Origin of the sequence: Actinomadura sp. DC4 (genome assembly GCF_030406325.1) — a bacterium.
Classification (GTDB): domain Bacteria; phylum Actinomycetota; class Actinomycetes; order Streptosporangiales; family Streptosporangiaceae; genus Actinoallomurus.
On record NZ_JAUEQY010000005.1, the window covers coordinates 241,293 to 266,135 of the forward strand.

A 24,843-nucleotide genomic window follows, 5' to 3' on the forward strand; every position below is an offset into this window, starting at 1 on the left:
GCGGCACATGGACAATGAGCAGCGCCTGCGGGACTACCTCAAGCGGGCGACCGTCGACCTCCGCCAGGCACGCCGGCAGCTCAAGGAGGCCGAGGACCGGGCCGGCGAGCCGATCGCCATCGTCGGGATGGCCTGCCGGTACCCCGGCGGCGTGTCCTCGCCGGAGGACCTGTGGCGGCTCGTCGCCGACGGCACCGACGCGGTCGGGGACTTCCCCGCCGACCGCGGCTGGGACGCGCCCTACGACGCCGATCCCGACCGGCCCGGCCACACCTACACCACGCAGGGCGGGTTCCTCGACGGCGCCGACCGGTTCGACGCCGGGTTCTTCGGCATCTCCCCGCGCGAGGCGCTCGCGATGGACCCGCAGCAGCGGCTGCTGCTGGAGGTCTCCTGGGAGACGCTCGAACGCGCCCGGATCGACCCGCGGTCCCTGCGCGGCAGCCAGACCGGCGTGTTCGTGGGCGCCATGGTCCAGGAGTACGCCTCGCGGTTCGCGCGCCCGCCCGCCGGGTTCGAGGGCTACCTCGGCAACGGCAGCGCGGGCAGCGTGGCCTCCGGCCGGATCGCCTACACGCTGGGCCTGGAGGGGCCGACCGTCACCGTCGACACGGCGTGCTCGTCCTCGCTGGTCACGCTGCACATGGCCGCGCAGGCGCTGCGGCAGGGGGAGTGCGGCCTCGCGCTCGCGGGCGGGGTGACGGTGATGTCGACGCCCGCGCTGTTCCTGGAGTTCAGCCGCCAGCGCGGGCTCGCGCCGGACGGCCGGTGCAAGCCGTTCTCGGCCCACGCGGACGGTACGGGCTGGGCCGAGGGCATCGGCCTGCTGCTCCTGGAACGGTTGTCCGACGCTCGCCGCAACGGTCATGAGGTGCTGGCCGTGGTGCGCGGCACGGCGGTCAACTCCGACGGCGCGAGCAGCGGCCTGACCGCGCCGAACGGCCCGTCGCAGCAGCGGGTGATCCAGCGGGCCCTCGCCGACGCCCGGCTGAGGACCTCGGACGTGGACGTGGTCGAGGCGCACGGCACCGGAACGACGCTGGGCGACCCGATCGAGGCGCAGGCGCTGCTCGCGACGTACGGGCGGGGCCGGGAGCGGCCGCTGCTCCTCGGCTCGCTGAAGTCGAACATCGGCCACGCCCAGGCCGCGGCCGGCGTCGGCGGCGTGATCAAGATGGTCATGGCGATGCGGCACGGCGTCGTCCCGGCGACGCTGCACGCGGAGGAGCCGTCTCGCCAGGTCGACTGGACGGCCGGCGCGGTGATACCGGCCACCGAACGAACCCCCTGGCCAGAGACCGGCAGACCCCGCCGCGCGGGTGTGTCGTCCTTCGGCGCCAGCGGCACCAACGCCCACGTGATCGTCGAACAGCCCCCCACCGCCGCGCCAGCGACCACCTTTACCCAGGCCCCCACCTCGCCCTCCGCACCGCCCCCCGCCCCGGCCACCGCGTCGGGCCCCGTGCCGTGGGTGGTGGCCGGGCACAGTGACGCCGCGCTGCGCGCGCAGGCGGCCGGGCTGGTGTCTCTCCTGGACGGGCCGGCCGCCGACGTCGGCCTCTCGCTCGCCACCACGCGAGCCGCGCTCGACCACCGCGCCGTCGTGATCGGGCCGACGCGCGAGCGGCTCGGCGCGCTCGCGACCGGCCGGCCCGATCCGCGCGTCGTCACCGGCGTCGCGGCCGGCGACGCCCGCGAGGTCGTGTTCGTCTTCCCCGGCCAGGGCTCCCAGTGGGCCGGAATGGCGGTCGGCCTGCTCGACGCCGCGCCCGTGTTCGCGGCGCGGATGGACGAGTGCGCCGCCGCCCTCGCGCCCTTCGTCGACTGGGACCTGCGCGACGTACTGCGCGACGAGACGGTCCTCAAGCGCGTCGACGTCGTCCAGCCCGCGCTCTGGGCCGTCATGGTCTCGCTCGCCGAACTCTGGAAGTCCTACGGCGTCGAGCCCGCGGCCGTCGTCGGCCACAGCCAGGGCGAGATCGCCGCCGCCTGCGTGGCCGGCATCCTCACCCTGGAGGACGGCGCCCGTGTCGTCGCGCTGCGCGCCGCCGCCCTCGGCGCGCTGGCCGGCCGCGGCGGCATGGTCTCGGTACCCCTGCCGGCCGACGAGATCGACGGCGCCGGCCTGTCGATCGCGGCGATCAACGGCCCGCGCTCCACCGTCGTCTCCGGCGACCCGGCCGCCCTCGACGCCCTCCTCGCCCGCGAGGAACGCGCCCGCCGCATCCCGGTCGACTACGCCTCCCACTCCGAAGGCGTCGAGGAGATCCGCGACCGCCTCCGTACCGACCTCGCCCCCGTACGGCCGCGGCCCGGGACCGTCCCGTTCCTGTCCACGGTCACCGGCGAGCGGGAGACCGGCCTGGACGCCGAATACTGGTACCGCAACCTCCGCGAGACGGTCCGCTTCGCCGAGGCGACCGGAAGGCTCCTCGAACACGGCGCGTTCATCGAGGTCAGCCCCCATCCCGTGCTGACCATGGGCGTGCAGGAGACGATCGACGCGGCCGGCGCCGACGCGATCGCGCTGGGCACGCTGCGCCGCGACGAGGGCGGCCACGAGCGCTTCCTCACCTCACTCGCCGAGGCGTACACGCGGGGCGTCGCGGTGGACTGGCGGCCTGCGTTCCCCGGAGCGAAGGTCGTCGACCTGCCGACGTACCCCTTCCAGCGCGAGCGGTTCTGGCTGGAGGACACCGCTGCGCACCCGGTGCTCGGGGACACGGTCGAGCTCGCCGAGGCCGGCGGCGTCCTGCTCACCGGCGCCCTCTCCCCCGCCGCGCAGCCCTGGCTCGCCGACCACGCCGTGCTCGGCACCGTGCTGCTCCCGGGCACCGCGCTGGTCGAGATGGCCGTACGGGCGGGCGAGCGCCTCGGCTGCGGACGGCTGGACGAGCTCACCCTCGAAGCGCCACTCGTCGTCAACGGCGACGGCACCGTGGGCCTCCAGCTCTGGGTCGGCGATCCGTCACCGGACGGGTCAAGGCCCGTACGGATCCACTCCCGCACCGGGGACGCGACGTGGACCCGGCACGCGAGCGGCATCCTGTCCGCCGACACGGGTGAGACGCCCGGTGCGCCGGACGCCTGGCCGCCGGACGCCGCCCCGGTCGACGTGGCCGCCCTGTACGAGAGGCTGGCCGGCAGCGGGCTCGACTACGGCTCGGCGTTCCGCGGGTTGCGGGCCGCCTGGCGCCGCGACGGCGAGGTGTTCGCCGAGGTGGCCCTGCCCGCCGAGGCCGGCGACGCGCACTCCGGCACGCACCCGGCCCTGCTGGACGCCGCCCTGCACGCCATCGGCGCGGGCGACTTCTTCGCGGGTGCCGACGGGCCTCTCCTGCCGTTCGCCTGGGCCGGCGTCACCGTACGGGGTACGGGCGCGACCGCCGCACGCGTGCGGATCGTACAGGCGGGGCCGGACGCGGTCTCGGTCACGATGACCGGCGAGGACGGCCGGACGGTCGCCGACGTACGGTCCCTGACCCTGCGGCCGCTCGCCCCGGACACGCTCCCCGCGCCCCGTACGGACGACCTCTTCCGCGTCGAGTGGACCCCGGTCGCCACGCCGGAAAGAGCCCCCGCCGTCGTGCCGTTCACCGAGGCGCTCGACGAAGCCCCAGGCGGTCCGGTCGTGCTGACCGTCGAACCCGGCGACGCCATCGAACGGATCCTCAAAGCCCTCCAGACCTGGCTGGCCGGCGAGCGCTTCGCCGACGCCACACTCGCGGTCCTCACCGGCGGCGCGATCGGCGTCCGGCCCGGCGAGGACGTCACGGACCTGGCCGCCGCGCCGGTCTGGGGCCTGGTCCGCTCCGCGCAGACCGAGAACCCCGGCCGGTTCGTCCTGGTCGACACCGACGAGGCGTCACGCGCGCTGCTGCCCGCCGCCCTCGCGACCGGCGAACCCCAGCTCGCGCTGCGCGACGGTACCGCCTACGTCCCCCGGCTCGCCCGCGCGACCGACCGGCTCGCCGCCGTCCCCGGCACGCGCCTCGACACCATCGCGCCCGGCACCCTCGACGGCCTGGCGTTCGTCCCGGCTCCGGAGGAGGACCTGGCCGAGGGACGGGTACGGATCGCGGTACGCGCCGCAGGCCTGAACTTCCGCGACGTCCTCATCGCCCTCGGCGTCTACCCGGACGAGGCGACGATGGCCGCCGAGGCCGCGGGCGTCGTGATCGAGACCGGCCCCGGAGTGTCCGACCTCGCCCCCGGCGACCGGGTGTTCGGCCTGATCCCGGGCTCCTTCGCCCGTACGGCCGTGGCCGACCGGCGGATGGTCGCCCGCGTCCCGGAGGGCTGGTCCTTCGAGACGGCCGCGTCCGTGCCGGTGGTGTTCCTGACCGCCTACTACGCGCTGAAGGACCTCGCGAACCTGTCCGAGGGGGAGAAGGTCCTCATCCACGCCGCGGCCGGCGGCGTCGGGATGGCCGCGGTCCAGCTCGCCCGCCACCTCGGCGCCGAGGTGTACGGCACCGCGAGCCCGGGCAAGCACGCCGCCACCGGTCTCGACGAGGACCACCTGAGCTCCTCACGCGACCAGGACTTCGCCGAGAGGTTCCTGGCGGCGACCGGCGGACGAGGCGTCGACGTCGTGCTCAACAGCCTGGCCGGGGAGTTCGTGGACGCGTCGCTGCGCCTGCTCCGGGGCGGCGGGCGGTTCGTCGAGATGGGCAAGACCGACGTCCGTGACGCCGCGTCCGTGGAGCCCGTCTCGTACCGGGCGTTCGACCTGTTCGAGGCCGGCCCGGACCGCATCGCGCAGATCCTCGCCGAGCTGCTGGAGCTGTTCGGGCGCGGTGTGCTGCGCCCGCTGCCGGTGTGGACGTGGGACATCGGCCGGGCGCGCGAGGCGTTCGGCGTCCTGCAGCGCGCCGAGCACACCGGCAAGCTCGTCCTGCGGCTCCCGCGCGCGTTCGACCCCGGCGGCACGATCCTGATCACCGGCGGCACCGGCACCCTCGGCACCCTGCTGGCCCGCCACCTCGTCACCCGGCACGGCGTCCGGCACCTGCTGCTCACGACCCTGACCGGCGCCGACGGGGACGCGATCGAGGCCGAGCTCGGCGCCACGGTAAGGGTCGTGACCTGCGACGTCACCGACCGCGACGCCCTGGCCGCGCTGGTCGCCTCGGTCGACGAGGCGCATCCGCTGACCGCCGTCGTCCACGCCGCGGGCACCCTGGACGACGGCGTCATCGAGTCGCTGACCCCCGAGCAGGTGGACCGGGCGATGGCGCCCAAGGCCGGCGCGGCCCTCCACCTGCACGAGCTGACCCGCGACCGCGACCTGGCGGCGTTCGTGATGTTCTCCTCGGCCGCCGCGACCATGGGCAGCGCCGGGCAGGGCAACTACGCGGCGGCCAACGCGCTGCTCGACGCGCTCGCCCAGCACCGCCGCGCCCACGGCCTGCCCGCGGCGGCGCTGGCCTGGGGCCTGTGGGAGCCGCCGAGCGGGATGACCGAGCGGCTCGACGAGATCGACCGGCGGCGGATGCGGCGCGTCGGCGCGGTCGGGCTGTCCAGCGCGGAGGGCCTCGCGCTCTTCGACGCCGCGACCGCGATCGACGAGCCCGTCCTGGTGCCCGCGAGGGTGAACCTCGCCGCGATGCGGGCCGAGATCGGCACCGCGGGCGTCCCGCCGCTGTTGCGTGGCCTGGTCACGGCCCCGGCCCCGGCCGCGACCGCCGGTCCCCTTCCCGGCCGGGACCGCGACCGCTTCCTCCTCGACCTGGTCCGTACGCACGCCGCCGCGACCCTCGGCCACCCGTCGCCGGAGGCGGTCCCGGCCAAGCGGCCCTTCAAGGACATCGGCTTCGACTCCCTCACCGCCGTCGAGCTGCGCAACCGCCTCGCCGCCGCGCTCGGCGTACGGTTGCCGGCGACGCTGGTGTTCGACCACCCGACGCCGGCGGCCCTCGCCGCGTACCTGCTGGCCGAGCCGGGCGGCGAGTCCGCCCCGGCCGCTCCGGCCCCGGTGCCCGCCGCCGACGCGGACGAGCCGATCGCGATCGTGGCGATGAGCTGCCGCTTCCCCGGCGGCATCGACTCGCCGGAGGACCTGTGGCGTCTCGTCGCCGACGGCGGCGACGCGATCGGCGACTTCCCCACCGACCGCGGCTGGGACGTCGACGGCATCTACGACCCGGACCCGAGCCGGGCCGGCCGCAGCTACGTCCGTACGGGCGGCTTCCTGCGCGACGTGGCGCAGTTCGACGCCGCGTTCTTCGGCATCGCGCCCCGCGAGGCACTGGCCAGCGACCCGCAGCAGCGGCTGCTGCTGGAGGCGTCCTGGGAGCTGTTCGAGCGCGCCGGGATCGACCCGGCGACGCTGCGCGGCAGCGCGACCGGCGTCTACGTCGGCACCGCCTACAACGACTACGGCACCGGGATGTTCAACTCCGGCCAGGACGTCGAGGGCTACGTCGTGACCGGGAACAGCGGCAGCGTCGTGTCCGGGCGGATCGCCTACACCTTCGGGTTCGAGGGGCCGGCGCTCACCGTCGACACGGCGTGCTCGTCCTCACTGGTCGCCCTGCACCTGTCCGCGCAGGCCCTGCGGCAGGGGGAGTGCGCGCTCGCGCTGGCCGGCGGCGTCACGGTGATGGCCACCCCGAACGCCTTCGTGGAGTTCAGCCGCCAGGGAGGGATGGCGCCGGACGGCCGGTGCAAGGCGTTCTCCGCGCGGGCGGACGGGTTCGGCGCCGCCGAGGGGCTCGGCCTCGTGCTCCTCGAACGCCTCTCCGACGCGCGTCGCAACGGCCATCCCGTGCTCGCCCTCCTCCGCGGCTCGGCGATGAACTCCGACGGCGCCTCCAACGGCCTGACCGCCCCGAACGGCCCGTCGCAGCGGCGCGTGATCGGCCAGGCCCTGGCCGGCGCGGGCCTGACCCCAGGCGACATCGACGCGGTCGAGGCGCACGGCACCGGCACCACGCTCGGCGACCCGATCGAGGCGACCGCGCTGCTGGAGGTCTTCGGCGCCGGCCGTACGGAGGACCGGCCGCTGTGGCTGGGCTCGATCAAGTCGAACATCGGCCACACCCAGTTCGCCGCCGGCGCGGCCGGGGTGATCAAGATGGTGATGGCCTTCCGGCACGGCCTGCTGCCCAAGACACTGCACGCCGAGACGCCCTCGCCGCACGTCGACTGGTCCGCCGCGCCCGTACGGCTCCTGACCGAGCCGGTGCCGTGGGAGGCGAACGGGCGTCCGCGCCGGGCCGGGGTGTCCTCCTTCGGCATCAGCGGCACGAACGCGCACGTCATCCTGGAAGCGCCGCCCGCCGAGCCCGGTGCCTCGATTGAGGCCGGCGCCGGCGGTCCCCTGCCGTGGGTGCTGTCCGCCGCGACCCCGGCGGCGCTGCGCGACCAGGCCGCCCGCCTGCTCGCGCACCTGGACGAGCACCCCGACCTGCGTCCCGCCGACGTCGGCCACACGCTGGCGACGGCACGGGCTTCGCTGGAGCACCGCGCGGCGGTCGTGGCCGCCGACGCCGAGGGCCTCCGCGCCGGGCTCGGCACGCTCGCGGCGGACGACGCCGCGGACTCCGTCGTCACCGGCGTCGCCGTGGACGCCGACCGGGTGGTGTTCGTCTTCCCCGGCCAGGGCGCGCAGTGGAAGGGCATGGCGGTCGAGCTGCTCGACTCCGCGCCCGTGTTCGCCGGGCGGATGCGCGAGTGCGACGAGGTCCTGCGGTCGATGGCGGACTGGTCGCTGCTCTCCGTTCTGCGCGGCGAACCCGGCGCGCCCGATATGGACCTCATCGAGATCGTCCAGCCGGTCCTGTTCGCGGTGATGGTGTCGCTGGCCGAGCTGTGGCGCTCCTATGGCGTACGGCCCGCGGCCGTGGTCGGCAGCTCGCAGGGCGAGGTCGCGGCGGCGTGCGTCGCGGGCGCGCTGTCCCTCGGCGACGCGATGCGGATCATCGTCGTAAGGAGCCTGCTGTTCGCCGAGACGCTCGTCGGCAACGGCGCGGTGGCCTCGGTGGTGCTCCCGGCCGCCGAGGTGGAGGCCCGCCTGGCCCCGTACGAGGACAGGCTCGGGCTGGCCGGGCGCAACGGGCCAAGGCTGGTCTCGGTCGCCGGAGAGCAGGCCGCGCTGGAGGAGTTCACCGCCGCCTGCGCGGCCGACGGCGTACGGGCCCGGATCGTGCCCTCGACCGTCGCGTCGCACTGCGCCCAGGTCGACCCGCTGCGCGAGCGGCTGCTCTCCTCGCTCGGCGAGGTACGGGCCCGGTCCACGGACGTGCCGTTCTACTCGACGGTGACCGGCACGCTGATCGACACGGCCGAGCTCGGCACGGACTACTGGTTCTGGAACGCACGCGAGCCGGTCGACTTCGAGGGCGCGGTGCGCGCGCTGCTCGCCGACGGCTACCAGGCGTTCGTCGAGCCGAGCGCCCATCCCATCCTGGCCATGGCCGTGGCGCAGGTCGCCGACGACGCCGGGGCGCGGGTCTGCGCCGTGGGCTCGCTGCGCCGGGGCGAGGGCGGGCTGGACCGGTTCCTGGTCTCTCTCGCCGAGGCGCACGTGCAGGGCGTGGCCCTCGACTGGGCGGCGGTCTTCGCCGGCCACAGCCCTCGTCGCGTCGCGCTGCCGACCTACGCCTTCCAGCGGCGCCGCTACTGGCTGTCGAGCGCGCGCCTCACGACCGCGCCCGCGCCCGCGTTTGTGGAGGAGCCGGCGGAGGACCTCACCGGGCTGCCCGATGCCGAAGGCACGCGCGCCCTGGTCCGCCGGCACGCGGCGGCCGTCCTCGGCTACGAGTCCGAGGACGAGGTGCCGGACGAGCGGGCGTTCAAGGAGCTCGGCCTGGACTCGATGACCGCCGTACGGCTCCGCGACCGGCTGGCCGCCGCGACCGGCCGGCGGCTGCCCGCGACCGCCGTCTTCGACCACCCGACCGTCGAGGCGCTCGCCCGGCACCTGCTCGGCGAGGACGCCCCCGCCGCGGCCGTCCCGGAGGCGCTTGCGACCGACGAGCCCATTGCGATCGTGTCGATGACCTGCCGCTTCCCCGGTGGCGTGTCCTCGCCGGAGGACCTGTGGCGGCTCGTCGCCGAGGGCCGCAGCGCGGTCACGCCGTTCCCCGAGGACCGCGGCTGGGACCTGGAGGCGATCTACGACCCCGAGCCGGGCCGTCCGGGCAAGTCCTACGTGCGGGAGAGCGGGTTCCTCGACGGGGTCGACCTGTTCGACGCCGACTTCTTCGGCATCAGCCCGCGCGAGGCGCAGGGCATGGACCCGCAGCAGCGGCTGCTGCTGCACTCGGCGTGGGAACTGCTCGAACGGGCCGGCCTGGACCCGGCGTCGCTGCGCGGCAGCCGTACGGGCGTGTTCGCGGCGACCAGCGGCCAGGACTACACCGCGCTGATGGCCGGGATGGACGGCGCCGACGACTTCCTGATCACCGGCGGCTCGGCGAGCGTGCTGTCCGGGCGCATCGCGTACGCCTTCGGCCTGGAGGGGCCCGCGGTCACGGTCGACACGGCCTGCTCGTCCTCGCTGGTCGCGCTGCACCTGGCCTGCCAGTCGCTGCGCCACGGCGAGTGCTCCCTGGCGCTCGCGGGCGGTGCGGCGATCCTCGCGACCCCGGCCGCGTTCGTCGCCTTCAGCCGCCAGCGCGGCCTGGCGCCCGACGGGCGATGCAAGCCGTTCGCAGCCGCCGCGGACGGCACGGCGTGGTCGGAGGGGGTCGGCCTGCTGCTGCTCGAACGCCTCTCCGACGCCGAGCGCAACGGCCATCAGGTGCACGCCGTGATCCGCGGCTCGGCGATCAACTCCGACGGCGCCTCCAACGGGCTGTCCGCTCCCAGCGGCCCCGCGCAGCAGCGGGTGATCCGCGCCGCGCTGGCGAGCGCCGGGCTCTCCGCTCGCGAGGTGGACGTCGTCGAGGCGCACGGCACCGGGACCCGGCTGGGCGACCCGATCGAGGCGCACGCGCTGCTGGCCACGTACGGGCAGGACCGCGAGGGGCCGCTCTGGCTGGGGTCGCTGAAGTCCAACATCGGGCACACGCAGGGCGTCTCGGGGCTGGCCGGCGTGGTCAAGATGGTGATGGCGATGCGGAACGGGGTGCTGCCGCGCACCCTCAACGTGGACGCGCCGTCGCCGGACGTCGACTGGTCCGCCGGCGACGTCCGGCTCCTCACCTCGGAGGTGCCCTGGGAGGCGAACGGCCACCCGCGCCGCGCGGGCGTCTCCTCGTTCGGCGTCAGCGGTACGAACGCGCACGTCATCGTCGAGCAACCGCCGGTTCTCCCCCCGCCCTCGCCGGCCTCGCCGGGCGAGGGGCCGGTGCCGTGGACGCTGTCGGCCAAGACCGAGGAGGCGCTGCGCGCCCAGGCCGCCCGGCTGCGTTCGCACGTGTCCTCGGAGCGTCCGGCGGACGTGGGGTTCTCACTGGCGACCACGCGGTCCTCGTTGGCGCATCGCGCGGTGCTGGTCGGGTCCGCTCAGGAGTCGTTCCGGCGCGGGCTGGACGCGCTCGCGCTCGGCGGGTCCCACCCCGGCCTGGTCCGTGGAGTGGCGCGGCGGCCGGGCGGGCTGGCGCTCCTGTTCGCCGGGCAGGGGGCGCAGCGGGCGGGCATGGGACACGAGCTGTACGACACCTACTCGGTGTTCGCGACGGCGTTCGACGAGGCGTGCGCGGCCGTCGACGCCCACCTCGACGAACCGGTACGCGACGTCGTCTTCGCCGCCGGCGAGTCACTGTCCCGGACGGTGTTCGCCCAGGCGAGCCTGTTCGCGTACGAGGTCGCGTCGTACCGGCTGCTGCGGTCGTTCGGGCTGCGCCCCGGCCACCTGCTGGGCCACTCGATCGGCGAACTCGCCGCCGCGCACGTGTCCGGCGTGCTGTCGCTGGAGGACGCGGGCACGCTGGTCGCGGCGCGCGGCCGGCTGATGCAGGCGCTGCCGCCCGGCGGGGCGATGGTGGCCCTGGCGGTGTCGGAGGAGGAGACGGTCGCGTCGCTGGTCCCGGGCGTGGCGCTCGCCGCCGTCAACGGCCCGGCGGCCACGGTGATCTCCGGTCCGGAGGACGCGGTGCTGAGCCTCGCCTCGGAATGGAGCGCGCGGGGGCGGCGCACGAAACGGCTGCCGGTCGGCCACGCCTTCCACTCACCCGCGATGGACCCGATGCTGGCGGCTTTCGGCGAGGTCGCCGAGGGTCTGACGTTCGCCGCACCGCGCATCCCGATCGTGTCGAACGTCACCGGTGACCTGGCCACCGAGGAACAGCTCCGCTCGCCCGCGTACTGGGTGGACCACGTCCGCCGGTCGGTGCGCTTTCTCTCCGGCGTACGGTGCCTGGCCGACCAGGGCGTACGGAACTTCCTGGACGTCGGCCCGGACGGGGCGCTGGCCGCGGCGACGCGGGAGTGCCTGGACGGCGCCCTGCCCGCGGACACCTCGACCGTGTTCGCGCCGGTGTCCCGCCGCGACCGGCCGGAGAACGAGACGCTGCTCACGGCACTGGGCCGCCTGCACGCGCGGGGCGTCGAGGTCGACTGGACCCCGGTCTTCTCCCGCCACCGGCCACGCCGGGTCGACCTGCCGACCTACGCCTTCCAGCCGAAGAGCTACTGGCTCCGTACGCCGGCCGCCGCATCGGCTTCCGCATCGGCCACCGCGTCTGCCTCCGTACCGGCCACCAGGCCGCCCGCCGTGCCGGCCAACGTCCCAGCTCCGGCCTCCACCTCCGCTTCGACCCCACCCCCCGCCACCACCCGGGGCAGCGCTTCCGGCCTGGGCGGCGCCGCCACCCCGGGCCGACCTTCCGCCCCCGCGCCTACCTCGGCTCCCGCTCCCACCTGTGCTCCCCCCGCCCTCCCCACCTCCGCCGAGGCGGGGCCGCCGGACGCCGCGCGCCGGGACCTGGCCGGCCTCTCCCCGAAGGAGCGTCGGGCCGAGCTGCTGGGCCTGGTCTCCACCCACGTGGCCGCCGTACTCGGGCACGAGACCGCCGGCGGCCTGGACGCCGACCGGGCGTTCACGGAGCTGGGCTTCGACTCCCTCACCGCCTCCGAGCTGGCCGAACGGCTCGGCACCGCCGTCGGGCGGCGGCTGCCGACGGTCGCCGTGTTCGACCACCGCACCTCGGCGGAGCTGGCCGCCCACCTCGACACGCTCGTGCTGACCGAGGCCGTCACCCAGCAGGGGGAGCCCGCGATCGGCGGCGGGTTCAGCGCGATGTTCGGGCGGGCCATCGAGCTGGGCAAGTCCAACGAGTTCATGGACTTCCTGGACGTGGCGTCCCGCTTCCGCCGCGACTTCACCGCCGAGACCGACCTCCCGCCCGAGGAGCCGGTACGCGTCACGAACGGCGACCGGGCGCCCGCGATCGTGTGCGTCCCGGGCTTCATCGGGATGCCGGGCCCGCAGCAGTTCACGAGGTTCGCCGCGAGTTTCCGCGACGAGCACGAGGTGTCGGTGCTCAGGCATCCCGGTTTCGTCGCGGGGGAGCCGCTGCCCGCCGACATAGACGCCGCCGTACGGCTGCACGCGCGGACCCTGCTGTCCCGGTACGGCGAGACGCCGTTCGTACTGGTCGGGCTCTCCTCGGGCGGCCTGGTGGCGCAGACGCTGGCGGCGCATCTGGAGGGCCTCGGCGTCACCCCGGCCGGGGTGGTGCTGCTCGACACGTTCGGCCCGCACCTGGACCACATCGTCGAGGACCTGATCCCGGAGTTCGCGTCCCGCCTGTACGACGCCCACGTGGAGATGGGCTACGGGGCCGAGGACGACTGGCTGACCGCGATGGGGCGCTATGTGGCGTTCCCGTGGAAGGTCCACGACCTCGCGGCGCCGATCCTCATGCTCCGGGCGACCGAGCCGCTGGTCGAGTGGACCCGCGACGACGACTGGCGTACGAGCTGGCACGACGCCGAGACCACGGTGGACGTACCCGGCGACCACTTCAGCATGATGGGCGAGCACGCGGACACCACCGCGCGAGCGGTACGTGACTGGCTCCGCCGCCTCTTCTAATGATCGAAAGGAAGATCGAAATGGAACCAGTGACGATGCCGACCGAACGGACCACCCCGTTCGACCCGCCCGAGGAACTCCGCCGGCTTCGCGAGCAGAACCCGGTGACACCCCTCCGCTATCCGGACGGCCACATCGGCTGGCTGGTCACGGGGCACGCCGCGGCCCGTACGGTGCTGTCCGACCCGGCGTTCAGCGCCCGCCTCGAACTCAAACGCCTGCCCGTGGGGCCGCCCGCCGACCCGGACCAGGTGCAGCCGGCTCCTCCGGGCTACTTCCTGGCGATGGACCCCCCGGACCACACGCGCTACCGCCGCCTCCTGGGCGGCCGTTTCACCCCACGCCGCATGCGGGCCCTCGAGTCGGGCATCGAGGCGATCATCACGGACCAGCTGGACGAGATGGAAAAACTCGGCGCCCCCGCCGACCTGGTGGAACGCTTCGCCCTCCCGGTGCCGTCACGGGTGATGTGCGAGCTGCTGGGCGTCCCGTACGAGGACCGCGCCCATTTCCAGAGCATCTCCGGGGCCTTGATGGGCTTCGACGTGGCGAAGATGCAGGAGGCGTACGTCGGGATCAACGAGTACCTGTACGGCCTGGTCCAGCGCAAACGCGCCGAGACCACCGACGACCTCCTCGGCGAGCTGGTCGCGCAGACCGACCTGGACGACGTGGAACTCACGAGCATCGGCTTCCTGCTGCTGATCGCCGGTTTCGAGACCAGCGCGAACATGCTCGGCATCGGCACGTTCGCCCTGCTGACCGCCCCGGACCAGCTCGCCGCGGTGCGCGCCGACCCGGACCTGATGCCGGACGCGGTGGAGGAACTGCTGCGCTACCTGGCGATCCCGCAGTACGGCCTGACCCGTACGGCCGTGAAGGACGTGGAGGTGGAAGGCCAGACGATCAGGGAAGGCGAGGTGGTGACGGTGTCGATCCCGGCCGCCAACCGCGACCCGAAACGCTATCCGGACCCGGACCGCCTGGACGTGACCCGTTCGGCCACGGGCCACGTGACGTTCGGCCACGGCATCCACCAGTGCATCGGCCAGGCGCTGGCAATGCTGGAAATGCGCCTCGGCTTCACCGCCCTGTTCGACCGCTTCCCGAACCTGCGGCTGGCCGTCCCGGCCGAGGAGGTCGAGATGCGAGCGGCCAGCCAGATCTACGGGGTGCACAGCCTGCCCGTCGAGTGGTGAGCCTCGGGTCGGCCGTGATTGTCAGTGGTGATCAGTAGTCTGTGCCTGCGTTGGAGACCGGTCTGAGCACCTCATGAGGTCCGCGGCTCAAGGAGGGTGGGTACGGAACCATTCCCGGATACGTCCCGGAATCGGCAGAATCCCACAACCCCACCCTCCTGCCGCAGCACGCCCGGGAAGACCCTGACGGCCCATCTTCACAGTCTCTAGCAGAAGACGATCGCCGCTCCGGTCTTGATCGAGTGCTTCGCCGCGTTGATGAGCTGCAGGCAGATGTAGGACTCGGTGGCGTAGCGCTGCCAGCCCTCGCCGTTCGGCGTTTCCGCGTCTGTGGCCGCGGAGACCTCGTCCGACCCGGGATCGAGGTCTTCAGGCAGACCGAGGGCGGCGGCGATGGCGCGGGCCTCCGCCAGCAGGCGTACCGACGACCCGAGGTAGGCCCCCGTCAGGCGTTCGTCGATGATGACCTCCTCGAAGTCGACCGGCACGTAGTAGCCCTCGCAGTCGGAGTGGTGGACCAGGTGGTCGAATCCGCCCGCCGTGTCACCTGGCACTTCCAGGTAGGCGTCCTCGAGCAACGGGTCTTTCGTCGCGCTCTGCCCGTTCAACGGCTCGGGCAGGCTCCCGGTCTCCACCAGGTGAACGGCGAGGCGCCGTACGGTGTGCAACGAGGAATAGCCCCAGAAGTCCAACCATTCGGCCTTCTGCCCGTCGGGCTCAGGCTCGGTCCACGGCCCGGCTCCGGCTTCTTCGAGCAGCTCCCGAATCACCACGAGGTCCTCGCGGACCACATCGGAGTCTTCATCCTCAGCGTCGGCCAGAATGCCGACGACCACGTCCAGTCCCATGACCCGGCATGCTGCCAGCGCGGTACGACAAGTCCGCCTACAGCTTCAACGCCGACGCGAACTCGGGAAAAGTCGGCGCCACGGTCCGCCAAGCGCACCGCGTCGGATCCGTCCAGAAGTCGCTGCCGACCACCCGAGGCTCCTCACCGCGATAGTCCAAGGCGATCGCCACATCATCCCCGGGCACCCGATTGACCGCGATGAGGACAGCGCGTTCGGCGTCGAGCCATGGGAGTTCGACCGGGCCGGCGGAGCCGCGAGCCGTACGGAACAGCCGGGACAGCGCCCTGTCGTCGGCGAACAGATCCAAGGACCGCGACTCCCGGCGCATCTGCCGAACATCGGGCAAGAAGTCGAGCGGCTCGGGGAACCACGGCGACACCTCGTGCAGCCTCTCGTCTCCAGGATGCATCCAACGACCCTCGGCCAGCAGCTCAAGGAGAAGGATCGGCAAGGGGAGTCCACGGACGTGGGACTCGGATTCAAGGTCCACATACGGAGACTGACAGAAGCGGCGAGACGGCCCGATGGAACGCTCGTCACAGACGGGTGAAGGCGCGGCGGTACGCGCTCCGCGCTCAGAGAGGGCGGCGCGGTCCTCGCCGAGATGACCTAACGCCCGGTGGGCTTGGCGCGTACGTGCAGGCGTTCGCCCTGGGGGCCGAACAGGCTCAGGAACTCCACCGGTTCGGCGTCCGCGTTCACCATCGCGTGCGGGATGTGCGTGTCGAACTCGGCGGCCTCCCCCGCGGTCAGGACCAGGTCGTGCTCTCCCAGAAGCAACCGCAGCCGGCCGGACAGGACGTACAGCCACTCGTATCCCTCGTGAGCGCGCTGGTCCGGCTTGGCGAGCGGGGCGTTGCCGCCGGGCAGGATCTGCTTGTACGCGCGCAGCGCGCCGAGCTGGTTCGTCAGCGGGATGTACGTCACGCCGCAGCGCGTGAACGGGCGCGCGTGGATGCGGGGATCGCCGGTCGCGGGCGCGCCGACGAGCTCGTCGAGCTGTACGCCGTGCGCCTTGGCCAGCGGAAGCAGGAGTTCGAGCGTCGGCTTGCGCTGACCGGCCTCCAGCCGGGACAGCGTGCTCAGCGAGATGCCGGTCATCTCGCTGAGCCGGGCGAGCGTCGTGCCGTGCTCCCGGCGCAGCGCCTTCAGCCTCGGCCCGACTCCGGTCAGCACGCTCGCGATGTCCTCGCTCATTCTTGTATTTGCCACTATGGCAAGAAGGTTTGTCAAATCTACGACCTCTGCCGCACCATCGCCGCATGACAGCGAAGACGCACTACGAAGTCGTGATCATCGGCGGTGGCGCGGCCGGCCTGAGCGGCGCGCTCACCCTCTCCCGCGCCCGCCGCGAGGTCCTGGTGATCGACGCCGGCCGGCCGCGTAACGCCCCGGCCGGACACGTCCACACATACCTCTCCAACGAGGGCATCCCACCCGCCGAGCTCCTCGCCAACGGCCGCCGGGAGGTGACCGGGTACGGCGGCGAGATCGTCACCGGTACGGTGACCGCGGTCGAGCGTACGGACGAGGGGTTCCGCGTCGCGCTCGGCGACGGCACCACCGTCACGGCGGACCGCCTCCTGGTCACCACCGGGCTCGTCGACGAACTTCCGGACGTTCCCGGCCTCGATGAGCGCTGGGGGCGCGACGTCCTGCACTGCCCGTACTGCCACGGCTGGGAGGTACGCGACCAGGCGATCGTCGTCCTGGCCACCGGGCCGATGGCCGTCCACCAGGCCCTGCTCTGGCGGCAGTGGAGCAAGGACATCACGCTCCTCACCGCGGAACCCCTGGAAGACGACACCCGGCTCGCCGCCCGCGAGATCCGGATCGCGGTGGGACGGGCGACCTGCCTGGAAATCGTGGAAGACCGGCTCACCGGCGTACGGCTCGACACCGGCGACGTGGTCCCGTGCGACGCCCTGACGACGACCACCCGCCTGACCGCCCGCGCCGAGCTGCTCGCCGGCCTCGGCCTGGAGCCGACGGAGCAGCGGATGGGCGAGCACGTGGTCGGCACCTACATCGCCGCGGACCCGTTGGGTGCGACGGAGGCCCCCGGAGTGTGGGTGGCCGGAAACGTGGCCGCCCCGTTCGACCAGGTCATCGGCTCGGCCGCCGCGGGCGTACGGGCCGGGGCCGCCATCAACGCCGACCTCATCGCCGAGGAGACCCGGCGTGCCGTCGCGGAGAGGGAACAGGCGCTGAGCCGGGAACCCCAGGACGCGCGGTACGGCGAGGAAGACGCGCGATGAGCCGGAGCAGCGGGACGCGCGGTCCGGCGAACGGACGCGCGATGCGCGGCGGGCATGGACGCCCGGTACGGCAAGGGAGACGCGCGCGGCGAACAGCGACCGCGATACCGCGAAGGAAGCCCGCGATGAGTCGGCGACCGTGGGACGCGCGGTACCGCGAAGGAGACGCATCATGATCCAGCGACCGTGGGACCTGCGACAGCGCGAAGGAAGCCCGCGATGAGCCAGGAGCTGTGGGACGCGCGGTACCGCGAGAGCGACCGCGTCTGGAGCGGACGTCCCAACGACGCACTGGTCCGCGAGGTGGCCGCCCTGACCCCGGGCAGCGCCCTCGACCTGGGCTGCGGCGAGGGCGGCGACGCGATCTGGCTCGCTGGAAAGGGCTGGCGCGTGACCGCGGTCGACATCTCCGCCGTCGCCCTCGAACGCGCCGCCCGCCACGCCGCCACCGAGGGCGTCGCCGGCCGCATCGACTGGCAGCGGCACGACCTCGCCACCTCGTTCCCCGCCGGCGAGTACGACCTGGTCTCGGCCCATTTCCTGCATTCCCCCGGCGAACTCCCGCGAGAGGAGATCCTGCGCACGGCGGCCGACGCCGTCGCACGCGGCGGAGTCCTCCTGATCGTCGGCCACGCGGGCCTCCCGCCGTGGGAGGAGCACGCCCACGGCGACGTGCACCTGCCGACGCCTCAAGAAGTGCTGGAAGACCTGGCTCTCCCCGAAGGAGAGTGGGAGGTCCAGGTCGCCGAAGAGCACGAACGCACCCAGACCGCTCCCGACGGGCAGACCGTCACCCGTACCGACAACACCCTCAGGCTCCGACGCCTCTGAAAGACGAGCGCGGTCCCGGGCGACCGGGACCCGCGCCCGCCACATGGTCGGCTCGCGTCCGACGGCCGGCCTCGATCCGCGAGCCTCCCCCGAGCTCGCGCTTCCCGTCCACGCGATCAGGAACGGCTTGCTGGAGGAACGCCCGGTGCCCCTCGAACGGGCCGCTCTCGCCCGCCTCATGGCCGCGAGTGCCGGGCTGAACCTGGAAGCGCCGGGGCCCCGTCGCCGGCGAGCGAGGCCCCGGCGCCGGGCCGGGTCAGGCGACGCTCTCCCCTCGCAGCACGCGGATCAGCCCGGCGAAGCGCGGCTCCAGTTCCCCCGTGACGAGATCCCTCTCCGCCGAGCCGAGCCGCGGCAGGAGGTACTCGATCTCGGCCAGCGGTTCGGCGATCTGGCTGAGGATCTCGCTGATGTGCGGCCTGCGCGTGAAGCCGAGCAGAGCGATCAGTTCGTCGTCGACGGTCTCCAGGACCGCCTCCGGACTCAGCCCGCGCGGGTGCGTCGCCGTCGCCGACACGTACGACAGGAACGCTCTGATCTCCGGCATCCCGGCCGCCTGCCGGCCGATGAGCCGCAGATCCTCGATGGCCGAAAGCGGCGGCAGGTGACCGCCGGCGGCGGCGAGTCTGGGGTTCCCCCGCGCCCAGCGGGCGAGGATACGGACCAGGGACTCGGCGGCGACCCGCCGGTCGAGGTGTTCGCTCTCGTCGAGGCCGGCCAGCCACGCGTCACGGTACGGCCGGTAGCTCAGCACTTTCGTCTCGACAAGAACGTTGTCGCCGACCTTCCGCCGGCCCAGAGCCGCCGACAGCTCGGGCGTGAGCCGGCCGGCGAGCGAGTGCCGGGCACTCTGCCCGAACGTCGCGTACAGCGTGGACGAGGACCGTACGTCGATCAACCCGTGCAGGGCGGCGCGCTCCACTCGTACGGCCGCGAAGTCCGACTCCGGGGCCAGCGAGTCGAGAAACCGCAGAACCGCCCGGCAACACCGGAGCCGGGCCGACTCAGGCGTCCGTGTCCCGTCGAATCGCATCCCCCGGCCGGCCGAGTCGCGGCACCACCTGGCGACGACCGCCCCTTCAAGCTCCTGCGTCAGACGCAGCATCGTCTTCCCCTCCGAATCCCCCTGGCTCTCCCATCGACCGTGACACCTGCGAGACGAGCCTCACGGTCTCCCCTCCACCACAAGCACATCAGCGCGGCTGTCCGATAACCGGTCGACAGCCGGGCGAAACCGGGGCGTATCCGGGGCGGCGGTGTGGATCAGGCGGATGAATAACGGCACGAAACGCATTCCACTCTTCCATGGAATGCGCGGATATCGTGGAATCAATTTCCTTGGTAACAGAGGTCGATAAAGGTGCGATATCCGGACACGGGTTGACGCGCAATTCAAGCGCTGACGACGGGGAGGTCGGGCGCGATGCCGAATCTAAGATGCCAGAAGTGTGGAAAGTCACTGGTCACATGCCAGAGCTGCAAAGGAAGGCCAGGCCAGTCGATCTTTGGTGACCGGCACAGCTGCCGGGACTGCGACAACAGCGGCCTGGTGTGTCCGTCACACGGCGGCCACTGGAAGTAGGAGATCGCGGCGGCACGCACCGAGCGCGGGAAAAAGCGGTGACGTGCGGGCTCGGTGCGGAGCCGCGCACGTCACCGCGGGAGGGGCAGGGTCAGCCGGTCACCGGCAGGTCGGTGGGGACCGGTATCGGCGCGGGTGCCTGCCCGGGCGGGGTGGTCGTCGGGGTCGGTGCGGGCGTGGTCGGCGGTGCCGGCGGCGTCTTCCCGCCCGCGGCGCAGGTGGCCGAGGAGATGTCGATCGTCTCGGCCTTGCCCGACGCGAGGGTCAGGTTCACCTCGACGGCCGTCACCGTAAGGCTGCCGTCGGCCCCCCTGACCTGCTTGTTCAGCACGACCGAGACGGTGCCGACGCCCCCGACCGGGACCGCGATGGTGCTGTTCGGCGCGGCGTCGGCCGCCAGCCGCCGGCCGGCGAGCGAGGCCTTCACCAGGTGCGACGAACCCTGGCCGTCGACGCACTTGGCCGTGATCAGGTGGGCGGACAGGGCGGCCCGGACGACTCTCAGGTCCACGACGCTGGCCCGCGACCGCCCGGCCACGGCCGAGGTGTGCAGGACCTTCAGCTTCACGAGCGGGTTGGCCGGCAGTTCGGCCAGGCTCTTGTCGTGGGTGCCGGTCGCGGAGGAGACGGCGGGGATCTGCGGGACGTTGACCAGGCCGGTCGCGGACACGCCGAACGCCGAGGAGACACCTCCGGCCGGGCTCGCGGCGGCGGCGGAGGTCGCCGTCACGGCGGCCACGACGACGGCGGCGGGCACGACCGTGGCCGGTACGGCCAGCGCGCCGGCGACTGCGACGGACTTGGTCAAAAGCTTCAAACGCACGATTTCGACTCCTGAAGGACGCGGGGTGGAGCGCTCGTCGAGGGTTCGCCAGGGGCGGCTTTACTGCGCCGCCCGCGAACCCTTTCGGAGAGTCATCTGCGTTCGTTGAGTACGCACGAGCGGCCGCTTCGGTTGCACGGCGGGCCCGACTTCCTCACGTGGCCTCAGGACCGGGCGTAGCGCGCCGCCAAGGCGCGGACCGTACCGGCGAGGCGTTCGCGCAGCTCAGGCGGGTCGAGAACCTCGACGTCCGCGCCCATCGCCAGGAACCTCCCGTGCGCGTGGTCGAGTGACTCGATCGGAAGCACCGCGCGTACCCACCCGTCCGGCTCCTCCACCCCGGTCGCGGCCAGGGCGCGAGCCGCCGCGCCCGTGAGGCGTGACGCGGCGGCCGGCGCCAGCCGTACGGCGGCCTCGTCCCGGTGCAGGCGCGCGTGGAAGTCCGCCTGGTAGCCCCGCCAGTAGCCCGCGAGGTCGAAGTCCTCCGGAGGATCGAAAACCTCCTCCAGCACGGTGATCTCCAGGATCTGGTCGACCCGGTACGTCCGCGGCCCCGGCCCCGCGACGACGTACCAGCGGCCCGCCTTCAGCACGAGCCCGTACGGCTCCAGCCGCCGGTCGACGTCGGTCGGCTCCTTCCAGCGGCGGTAGCGCACGTCGGCCACCCTGCTGTTCCACACCGCGTCGGCGACCTGGGGCAGGTGGCGTACGTCGTCGTCCGGGGCGTACCAGCCGGGCGCGTCGAGGTGGAAGCGTCCGCGCATCCGGTCGGCTTGGGCCCGCAGGCCGGGCGGGAGCGCGGCGCGCAGCTTGAGCTGGGCGGCCGCGAGCGCGGAGCCGAGCCCGAGCTCGCCGGCGGGCCCTGGCAGGCCGGACAGGAACAGCGCCTCGGCCTCGGGCGCACTCAGCCCGGTGAGCCGGGTGCGGTAGCCCGCGAGCAGCTCGTATCCACCGGCATGCCCGGCCTCCCCGTACAGCGGGACGCCCGCCGCGTGCAGCGCCTCGATGTCGCGGTAGACGGTGCGTACCGAGACCTCCAGTTCGGCGGCGAGCCGCGCGGCGGTCAGCCGTCCGCCGGTCTGGAGGAGCAGGAGGATGGACAGCAGCCGGCTCGACTTCACTGACACAAGATGGCAGTGGAGCGGCCGTACGGTCCAGCCATGACATTCGCCGAGAAGCTGCTGCGCGTGCACCCGCCGATCGAGGTGGGCGGGCGCCGGATCAAGCGTTACCACGTGACCGCCGACCCGGCGGGCATCGAGCCGGAGGTGGAGGAGGCCGCGTACGCGATCTTGCCGAAGCTGCTGCCCGAGCCCGACGGGACGCCCCCGGCCGCCTTCGTCGTCCTGCACCGGGGCACGGACGACGGCGCCTACCTCAACGCGTACAGCTGGGCGTGGGACAACGCGCTGCGTTTCCGTGCGGCGGCGGCCGGCCAGCCCGTGCTCGGCTGCCCGGACGGCGACTCGACGCACTTCACGGTCCTGGAGGAGAACTTCATCGGCTGCGTCTGGGAGCTCCCGCCGATCATCCACGAGCGTGACGCCTGGGTACGCCACATGCTCGCGCCCGACCGGCCCGACCTGAACGCGTACCTCGCCGACTCACTCCCCGAAGGCACCACGGGAGGCCGTTGGCAAGCGCAATCTGGGAGGTGCCCCAGCGGCGACGGCTCTCTAACGTAACGGGACATCACACCGTTATCGATTGCCGTTTGCGAGGTCTGTCATGGCCGCCGTGGTCGACTCGGTCCCCTCCTCCCGCTCCTCCGTCGTCGGCCGGCGCAGCGCCTGGGCGCTCGCAGGCGCGAGCGTCGTCGGCGGTCTCTTACTCGCCGTCATCTGGTCGTCCTACCTCGTCGACGACTCCATCGGCCAGAACGTGGCCGACGGCGTGCTGCGGCACAGCGCCGAGACCAGCGCCATCGGGGGTACGACCGGCGCGGCGATCTTCGCGTTCGTCTCCGGTTTCGCCGGGACGTTCACGGCCTGCAACTTCGCGGTGTTCGGCGCGCTGCCTCAGGTCACCGGCGCCGAACGCAGCCGGTGGACCGCGCCGCTGGCCACGCTGGGCTGGATCGTCGGCGGCATGCTGGCGGTCTCGGTCGCGTACGGCTTCGTCGGGGTGCTGATCGGCTCCGACCTGCCGCAACTGTCCACCCGCGTGATCGGCAACGGGATGCCGGAACGGCTGCTGCAGTCGGTGGTGGCGTTCGGCGTGATCGGCCTGATCTTCGTCTTCCTGGGCCTGGGATCGCTCGGCCTGATCCCCGATCCCCTGGCGGCACGGCCGCGCGCCCGGTCCCTGGTGCTGGGCGCGCTCATCGGCGGATTCCTCATCGGCCGGCCGTACCCGCTCTTCCACAAGCTCGCCGACTGGGCGGTGGCGACGCACAACCCGTTCGCCGGGGCGCTGACCTTCGGCCTGCAGTCGCTGGGAAACATCCTGGTCGTGGGCCTGCTCGGTTTCCTGATGGCGGTTCTGGGCGGCGGCGCCCTCGGCCGGTGGATCGCCGCCCGGCCCCGCCGCGCCAGTGCCATGGCCGGCGTCGCTCTCCTGGCTCTGGGCGCCTTCCTGGTCATCTACTGGGACGTACGCCTGCCGGCCGCCTTCGGCTACGGCTGGTTCCCGACCATGCCGTGGAACAACTGACTCACTGATGCCGGGCCAGGGCGACGGCCGCCGCCGCTCTGGCCTCGACCTCGCCGGACAGCGGCTTGGCGATGAGCTCGCAGTCGGTGCCGGTGGTCGGGAAGGTGTACTGGTCGCGGGCGTCGCGTACGGAGTCGAGGAACAGGTCCGACGCGTGGGTGCCCGGGCTGCCGACCAGCCCCTGCGGGCCGTACAGGATGACCTTTTCGGGGTTGGTCAGGTTGAGCAGCATCGACAGGGCACGGCCCAGCGCGCGGCCGGCCCGCTCGACGGCCGCCGTCGCGGCCCCGTCCTTCTCGTTCGCCAGCGTCAGCACCGCGTCCAGGTCGGAGACGGAAAGGCCACTCTCCTGGGCGATGCCGATGATGGCGGGCGCGCTCGCCACGGTCTCCAGGCACCCCTTGTTGCCGCACTGGCAGGCGCGTCCGGGCTGCTCCACGACGACGTGGCCGATCTCGCCGGCGGCCGAACGGGCGCCGTGGGAGATGCGCCCGTGGGCGATGAGGCCGCTGCCGATGCCCTCGCCGAGGATGACGGTGGCGAAGCACTCGGTGTCGCGGCCGTCGCCGAACGACCGCTCGTACTGCGCCAGCGCGTTGGCGTCGTTCTCGATCACGGTCGGCAGGTCGGTGGCGTCCTCGATCATCCCGGCCAGTGACGCGCCGGTCAGCGGGACCTCCGGTTCGTGGTTGGGCGCGAAGACCACGCGGCCACTCTCCGGGATCACGTGGCCGCCGACCTGCACGCCGATGACGGAGGCCTCGGCGTCGGCGTCCGGGACGCCCTTCAGCAGGTGGTTGACGAAGTCCGCCACCTCGGTGGCCGTGGTCATCGAGTCGAGCAGCGGCGGCAGCTCCTGCTCGAGGCAGGTCATGACCCGCGCCCGGCGGTCGGTCACCACACCGACGAGCCGGTGGGGCAGGACCACGACACCGACGCCGAGAGCCGCCGTGGTCGGCGGCGCGGGCGCGGCCTTGGTCAGCAGGCCGGAACTCTCGGCGTACTGGCGTCCGCGCGGGGTCGCGTCCCAGATGTTGTGGCGCCACTCCTTGCGCCGCATGACGACGCCGGCGGCGAGCAGCCGGCGTCCGACCCGGCTCACCTCGGTCTCGTCCGCCTCGATGCGTGCGGCGATCTCCTGGTTGGACAGCCCCGGCCGCTGGATGACGGCGACGAGAAACCGGGCCGCGTGACCGCTGGGCACGAGGGCGAGCTGCAGCCGGGAGGGCAGCCGCCGCAGCGCCCACTGGGTGACGTCCAGCAACCCCTGGAGCCGGCCGCGGAACTCCGGAGCCTGCTGCTCGTGGTTGCGATAGAGCCACTGCAGGCCGTCGTGCGCCTCCGCGAGGGCGATCTCGTCCGCGTCCAGGGACGCGTCGGTGATCAGCATGCCGAGGGTGTTGAGCTGCCGGTCGGCGCCGTCCGGACTGTCCTCCAAGACCTTGATCAGGCGCTCGACCTCGGCACGGCGGTCACCGGCCTGGCCATGACGACTGTCGCTTGGAGCGCTCATCGCACACCTCGGGTTGCAGAGCCATCGGGTCCACCCATGGTGCGTCGACGTCAAGTGAATGTCAAGTGACGATCCTCACCTTTACCGCAAAGGATCAGAGCGGACGCCATAACGGTGGTCGAACGGCCTCTGTGGCAAACCGCATC

The 24,843-nt window shown here is 73.1% G+C and carries 13 protein-coding genes; 6 read left to right on the plus strand and 7 right to left on the minus strand.

The genetic code is table 11. From position 1 onward, the window contains the following. Positions 1 to 7: 7 nt before the first annotated feature. Entirely contained in the window at positions 8 to 12,988 is a 12,981-nt protein-coding gene (locus tag QWU11_RS10570; protein WP_290104947.1) for a type I polyketide synthase, read from the plus strand. A gap of 20 nt (positions 12,989 to 13,008) precedes the next feature. After that, positions 13,009 to 14,187 (plus strand): cytochrome P450, encoded by a 1,179-nt coding sequence (locus tag QWU11_RS10575; RefSeq protein WP_290104948.1) that lies wholly within the window; start codon positions 13,009 to 13,011, stop codon positions 14,185 to 14,187. 206 nt (positions 14,188 to 14,393) lie between these two features. Here the strand turns inward: QWU11_RS10575 and QWU11_RS10580 are convergent, their stop codons facing one another. From QWU11_RS10580 to QWU11_RS10590, 3 genes are all read right to left on the minus strand, one after another. Continuing rightward, complete coding sequence (locus tag QWU11_RS10580) at positions 14,394 to 15,035, minus strand: hypothetical protein (RefSeq protein ID WP_290104949.1); 642 nt, start codon at positions 15,033 to 15,035, stop codon at positions 14,394 to 14,396. A gap of 37 nt (positions 15,036 to 15,072) precedes the next feature. After that, on the minus strand, positions 15,073 to 15,447 hold the full coding sequence (locus tag QWU11_RS10585) for a hypothetical protein (RefSeq protein WP_290104950.1): 375 nt from the start codon (positions 15,445 to 15,447) through the stop codon (positions 15,073 to 15,075). A gap of 200 nt (positions 15,448 to 15,647) precedes the next feature. Further along, positions 15,648 to 16,235, minus strand: a complete 588-nt coding sequence (locus QWU11_RS10590; RefSeq protein WP_290104951.1) for a helix-turn-helix transcriptional regulator — start codon at positions 16,233 to 16,235, stop codon at positions 15,648 to 15,650. A 65-nt stretch (positions 16,236 to 16,300) separates the two neighbouring features. Here QWU11_RS10590 and QWU11_RS10595 point away from each other — a divergent pair, with 65 nt between their 5' ends. Then, a complete protein-coding gene (locus tag QWU11_RS10595; protein ID WP_290104952.1) occupies positions 16,301 to 17,296 on the plus strand; it encodes an NAD(P)/FAD-dependent oxidoreductase in 996 nt (331 codons plus the stop codon). A gap of 219 nt (positions 17,297 to 17,515) precedes the next feature. After that, the gene (locus QWU11_RS10600; RefSeq protein ID WP_290104953.1) at positions 17,516 to 18,127 is read left to right on the plus strand and encodes a class I SAM-dependent methyltransferase; all 612 of its coding nucleotides are present in this window, start codon (positions 17,516 to 17,518) and stop codon (positions 18,125 to 18,127) included. Between the two features lie 256 nt (positions 18,128 to 18,383). On the opposite strand, the gene QWU11_RS10605 is transcribed toward QWU11_RS10600, so the two are convergent. From QWU11_RS10605 to QWU11_RS10615, 3 genes are all read right to left on the minus strand, one after another. Beyond that, on the minus strand, positions 18,384 to 19,232 hold the full coding sequence (locus tag QWU11_RS10605; RefSeq protein ID WP_290104954.1) for a hypothetical protein: 849 nt from the start codon (positions 19,230 to 19,232) through the stop codon (positions 18,384 to 18,386). Between the two features lie 568 nt (positions 19,233 to 19,800). Next, positions 19,801 to 20,532: a choice-of-anchor P family protein gene (locus QWU11_RS10610; protein WP_290104955.1), complete on the minus strand. Its 732-nt coding sequence runs from the start codon at positions 20,530 to 20,532 to the stop codon at positions 19,801 to 19,803. 164 nt (positions 20,533 to 20,696) lie between these two features. Next, positions 20,697 to 21,653, minus strand: a complete 957-nt coding sequence (locus QWU11_RS10615; RefSeq protein ID WP_290104956.1) for a YafY family protein — start codon at positions 21,651 to 21,653, stop codon at positions 20,697 to 20,699. A 39-nt stretch (positions 21,654 to 21,692) separates the two neighbouring features. Here QWU11_RS10615 and QWU11_RS10620 point away from each other — a divergent pair, with 39 nt between their 5' ends. Then, positions 21,693 to 22,217, plus strand: a complete 525-nt coding sequence (locus QWU11_RS10620) for a hypothetical protein (RefSeq protein ID WP_290104957.1) — start codon at positions 21,693 to 21,695, stop codon at positions 22,215 to 22,217. A 43-nt stretch (positions 22,218 to 22,260) separates the two neighbouring features. Beyond that, positions 22,261 to 23,184 carry a hypothetical protein gene (locus QWU11_RS10625; RefSeq protein ID WP_290104958.1) on the plus strand — a complete coding sequence of 308 codons (924 nt, stop codon included), beginning with the start codon at positions 22,261 to 22,263 and terminating at the stop codon, positions 23,182 to 23,184. 1 nt (position 23,185) lies between these two features. On the opposite strand, the gene QWU11_RS10630 is transcribed toward QWU11_RS10625, so the two are convergent. Beyond that, on the minus strand, positions 23,186 to 24,697 hold the full coding sequence (locus QWU11_RS10630; protein ID WP_290104959.1) for an ROK family transcriptional regulator: 1,512 nt from the start codon (positions 24,695 to 24,697) through the stop codon (positions 23,186 to 23,188). Positions 24,698 to 24,843 lie beyond the last annotated feature (146 nt).

Excerpts from the sequence above, each read along its gene's own strand:
- QWU11_RS10570 (WP_290104947.1), top strand. The coding sequence starts at position 8 with ATGGACAATGAGCAGCGCCTGCGGGACTACCTCAAGCGGGCGACCGTC.
- QWU11_RS10575 (WP_290104948.1), top strand. The coding sequence starts at position 13,009 with ATGGAACCAGTGACGATGCCGACCGAACGGACCACCCCGTTCGACCCG.
- QWU11_RS10580 (WP_290104949.1), bottom strand. The coding sequence starts at position 15,035 with ATGGGACTGGACGTGGTCGTCGGCATTCTGGCCGACGCTGAGGATGAA.
- QWU11_RS10585 (WP_290104950.1), bottom strand. The coding sequence starts at position 15,447 with ATGCATCCTGGAGACGAGAGGCTGCACGAGGTGTCGCCGTGGTTCCCC.
- QWU11_RS10590 (WP_290104951.1), bottom strand. The coding sequence starts at position 16,235 with ATGAGCGAGGACATCGCGAGCGTGCTGACCGGAGTCGGGCCGAGGCTG.
- QWU11_RS10595 (WP_290104952.1), top strand. The coding sequence starts at position 16,301 with ATGACAGCGAAGACGCACTACGAAGTCGTGATCATCGGCGGTGGCGCG.
- QWU11_RS10600 (WP_290104953.1), top strand. The coding sequence starts at position 17,516 with ATGAGCCAGGAGCTGTGGGACGCGCGGTACCGCGAGAGCGACCGCGTC.
- QWU11_RS10605 (WP_290104954.1), bottom strand. The coding sequence starts at position 19,232 with ATGCTGCGTCTGACGCAGGAGCTTGAAGGGGCGGTCGTCGCCAGGTGG.
- QWU11_RS10620 (WP_290104957.1), top strand. The coding sequence starts at position 21,693 with ATGACATTCGCCGAGAAGCTGCTGCGCGTGCACCCGCCGATCGAGGTG.
- QWU11_RS10625 (WP_290104958.1), top strand. The coding sequence starts at position 22,261 with ATGGCCGCCGTGGTCGACTCGGTCCCCTCCTCCCGCTCCTCCGTCGTC.
- QWU11_RS10630 (WP_290104959.1), bottom strand. The coding sequence starts at position 24,697 with ATGAGCGCTCCAAGCGACAGTCGTCATGGCCAGGCCGGTGACCGCCGT.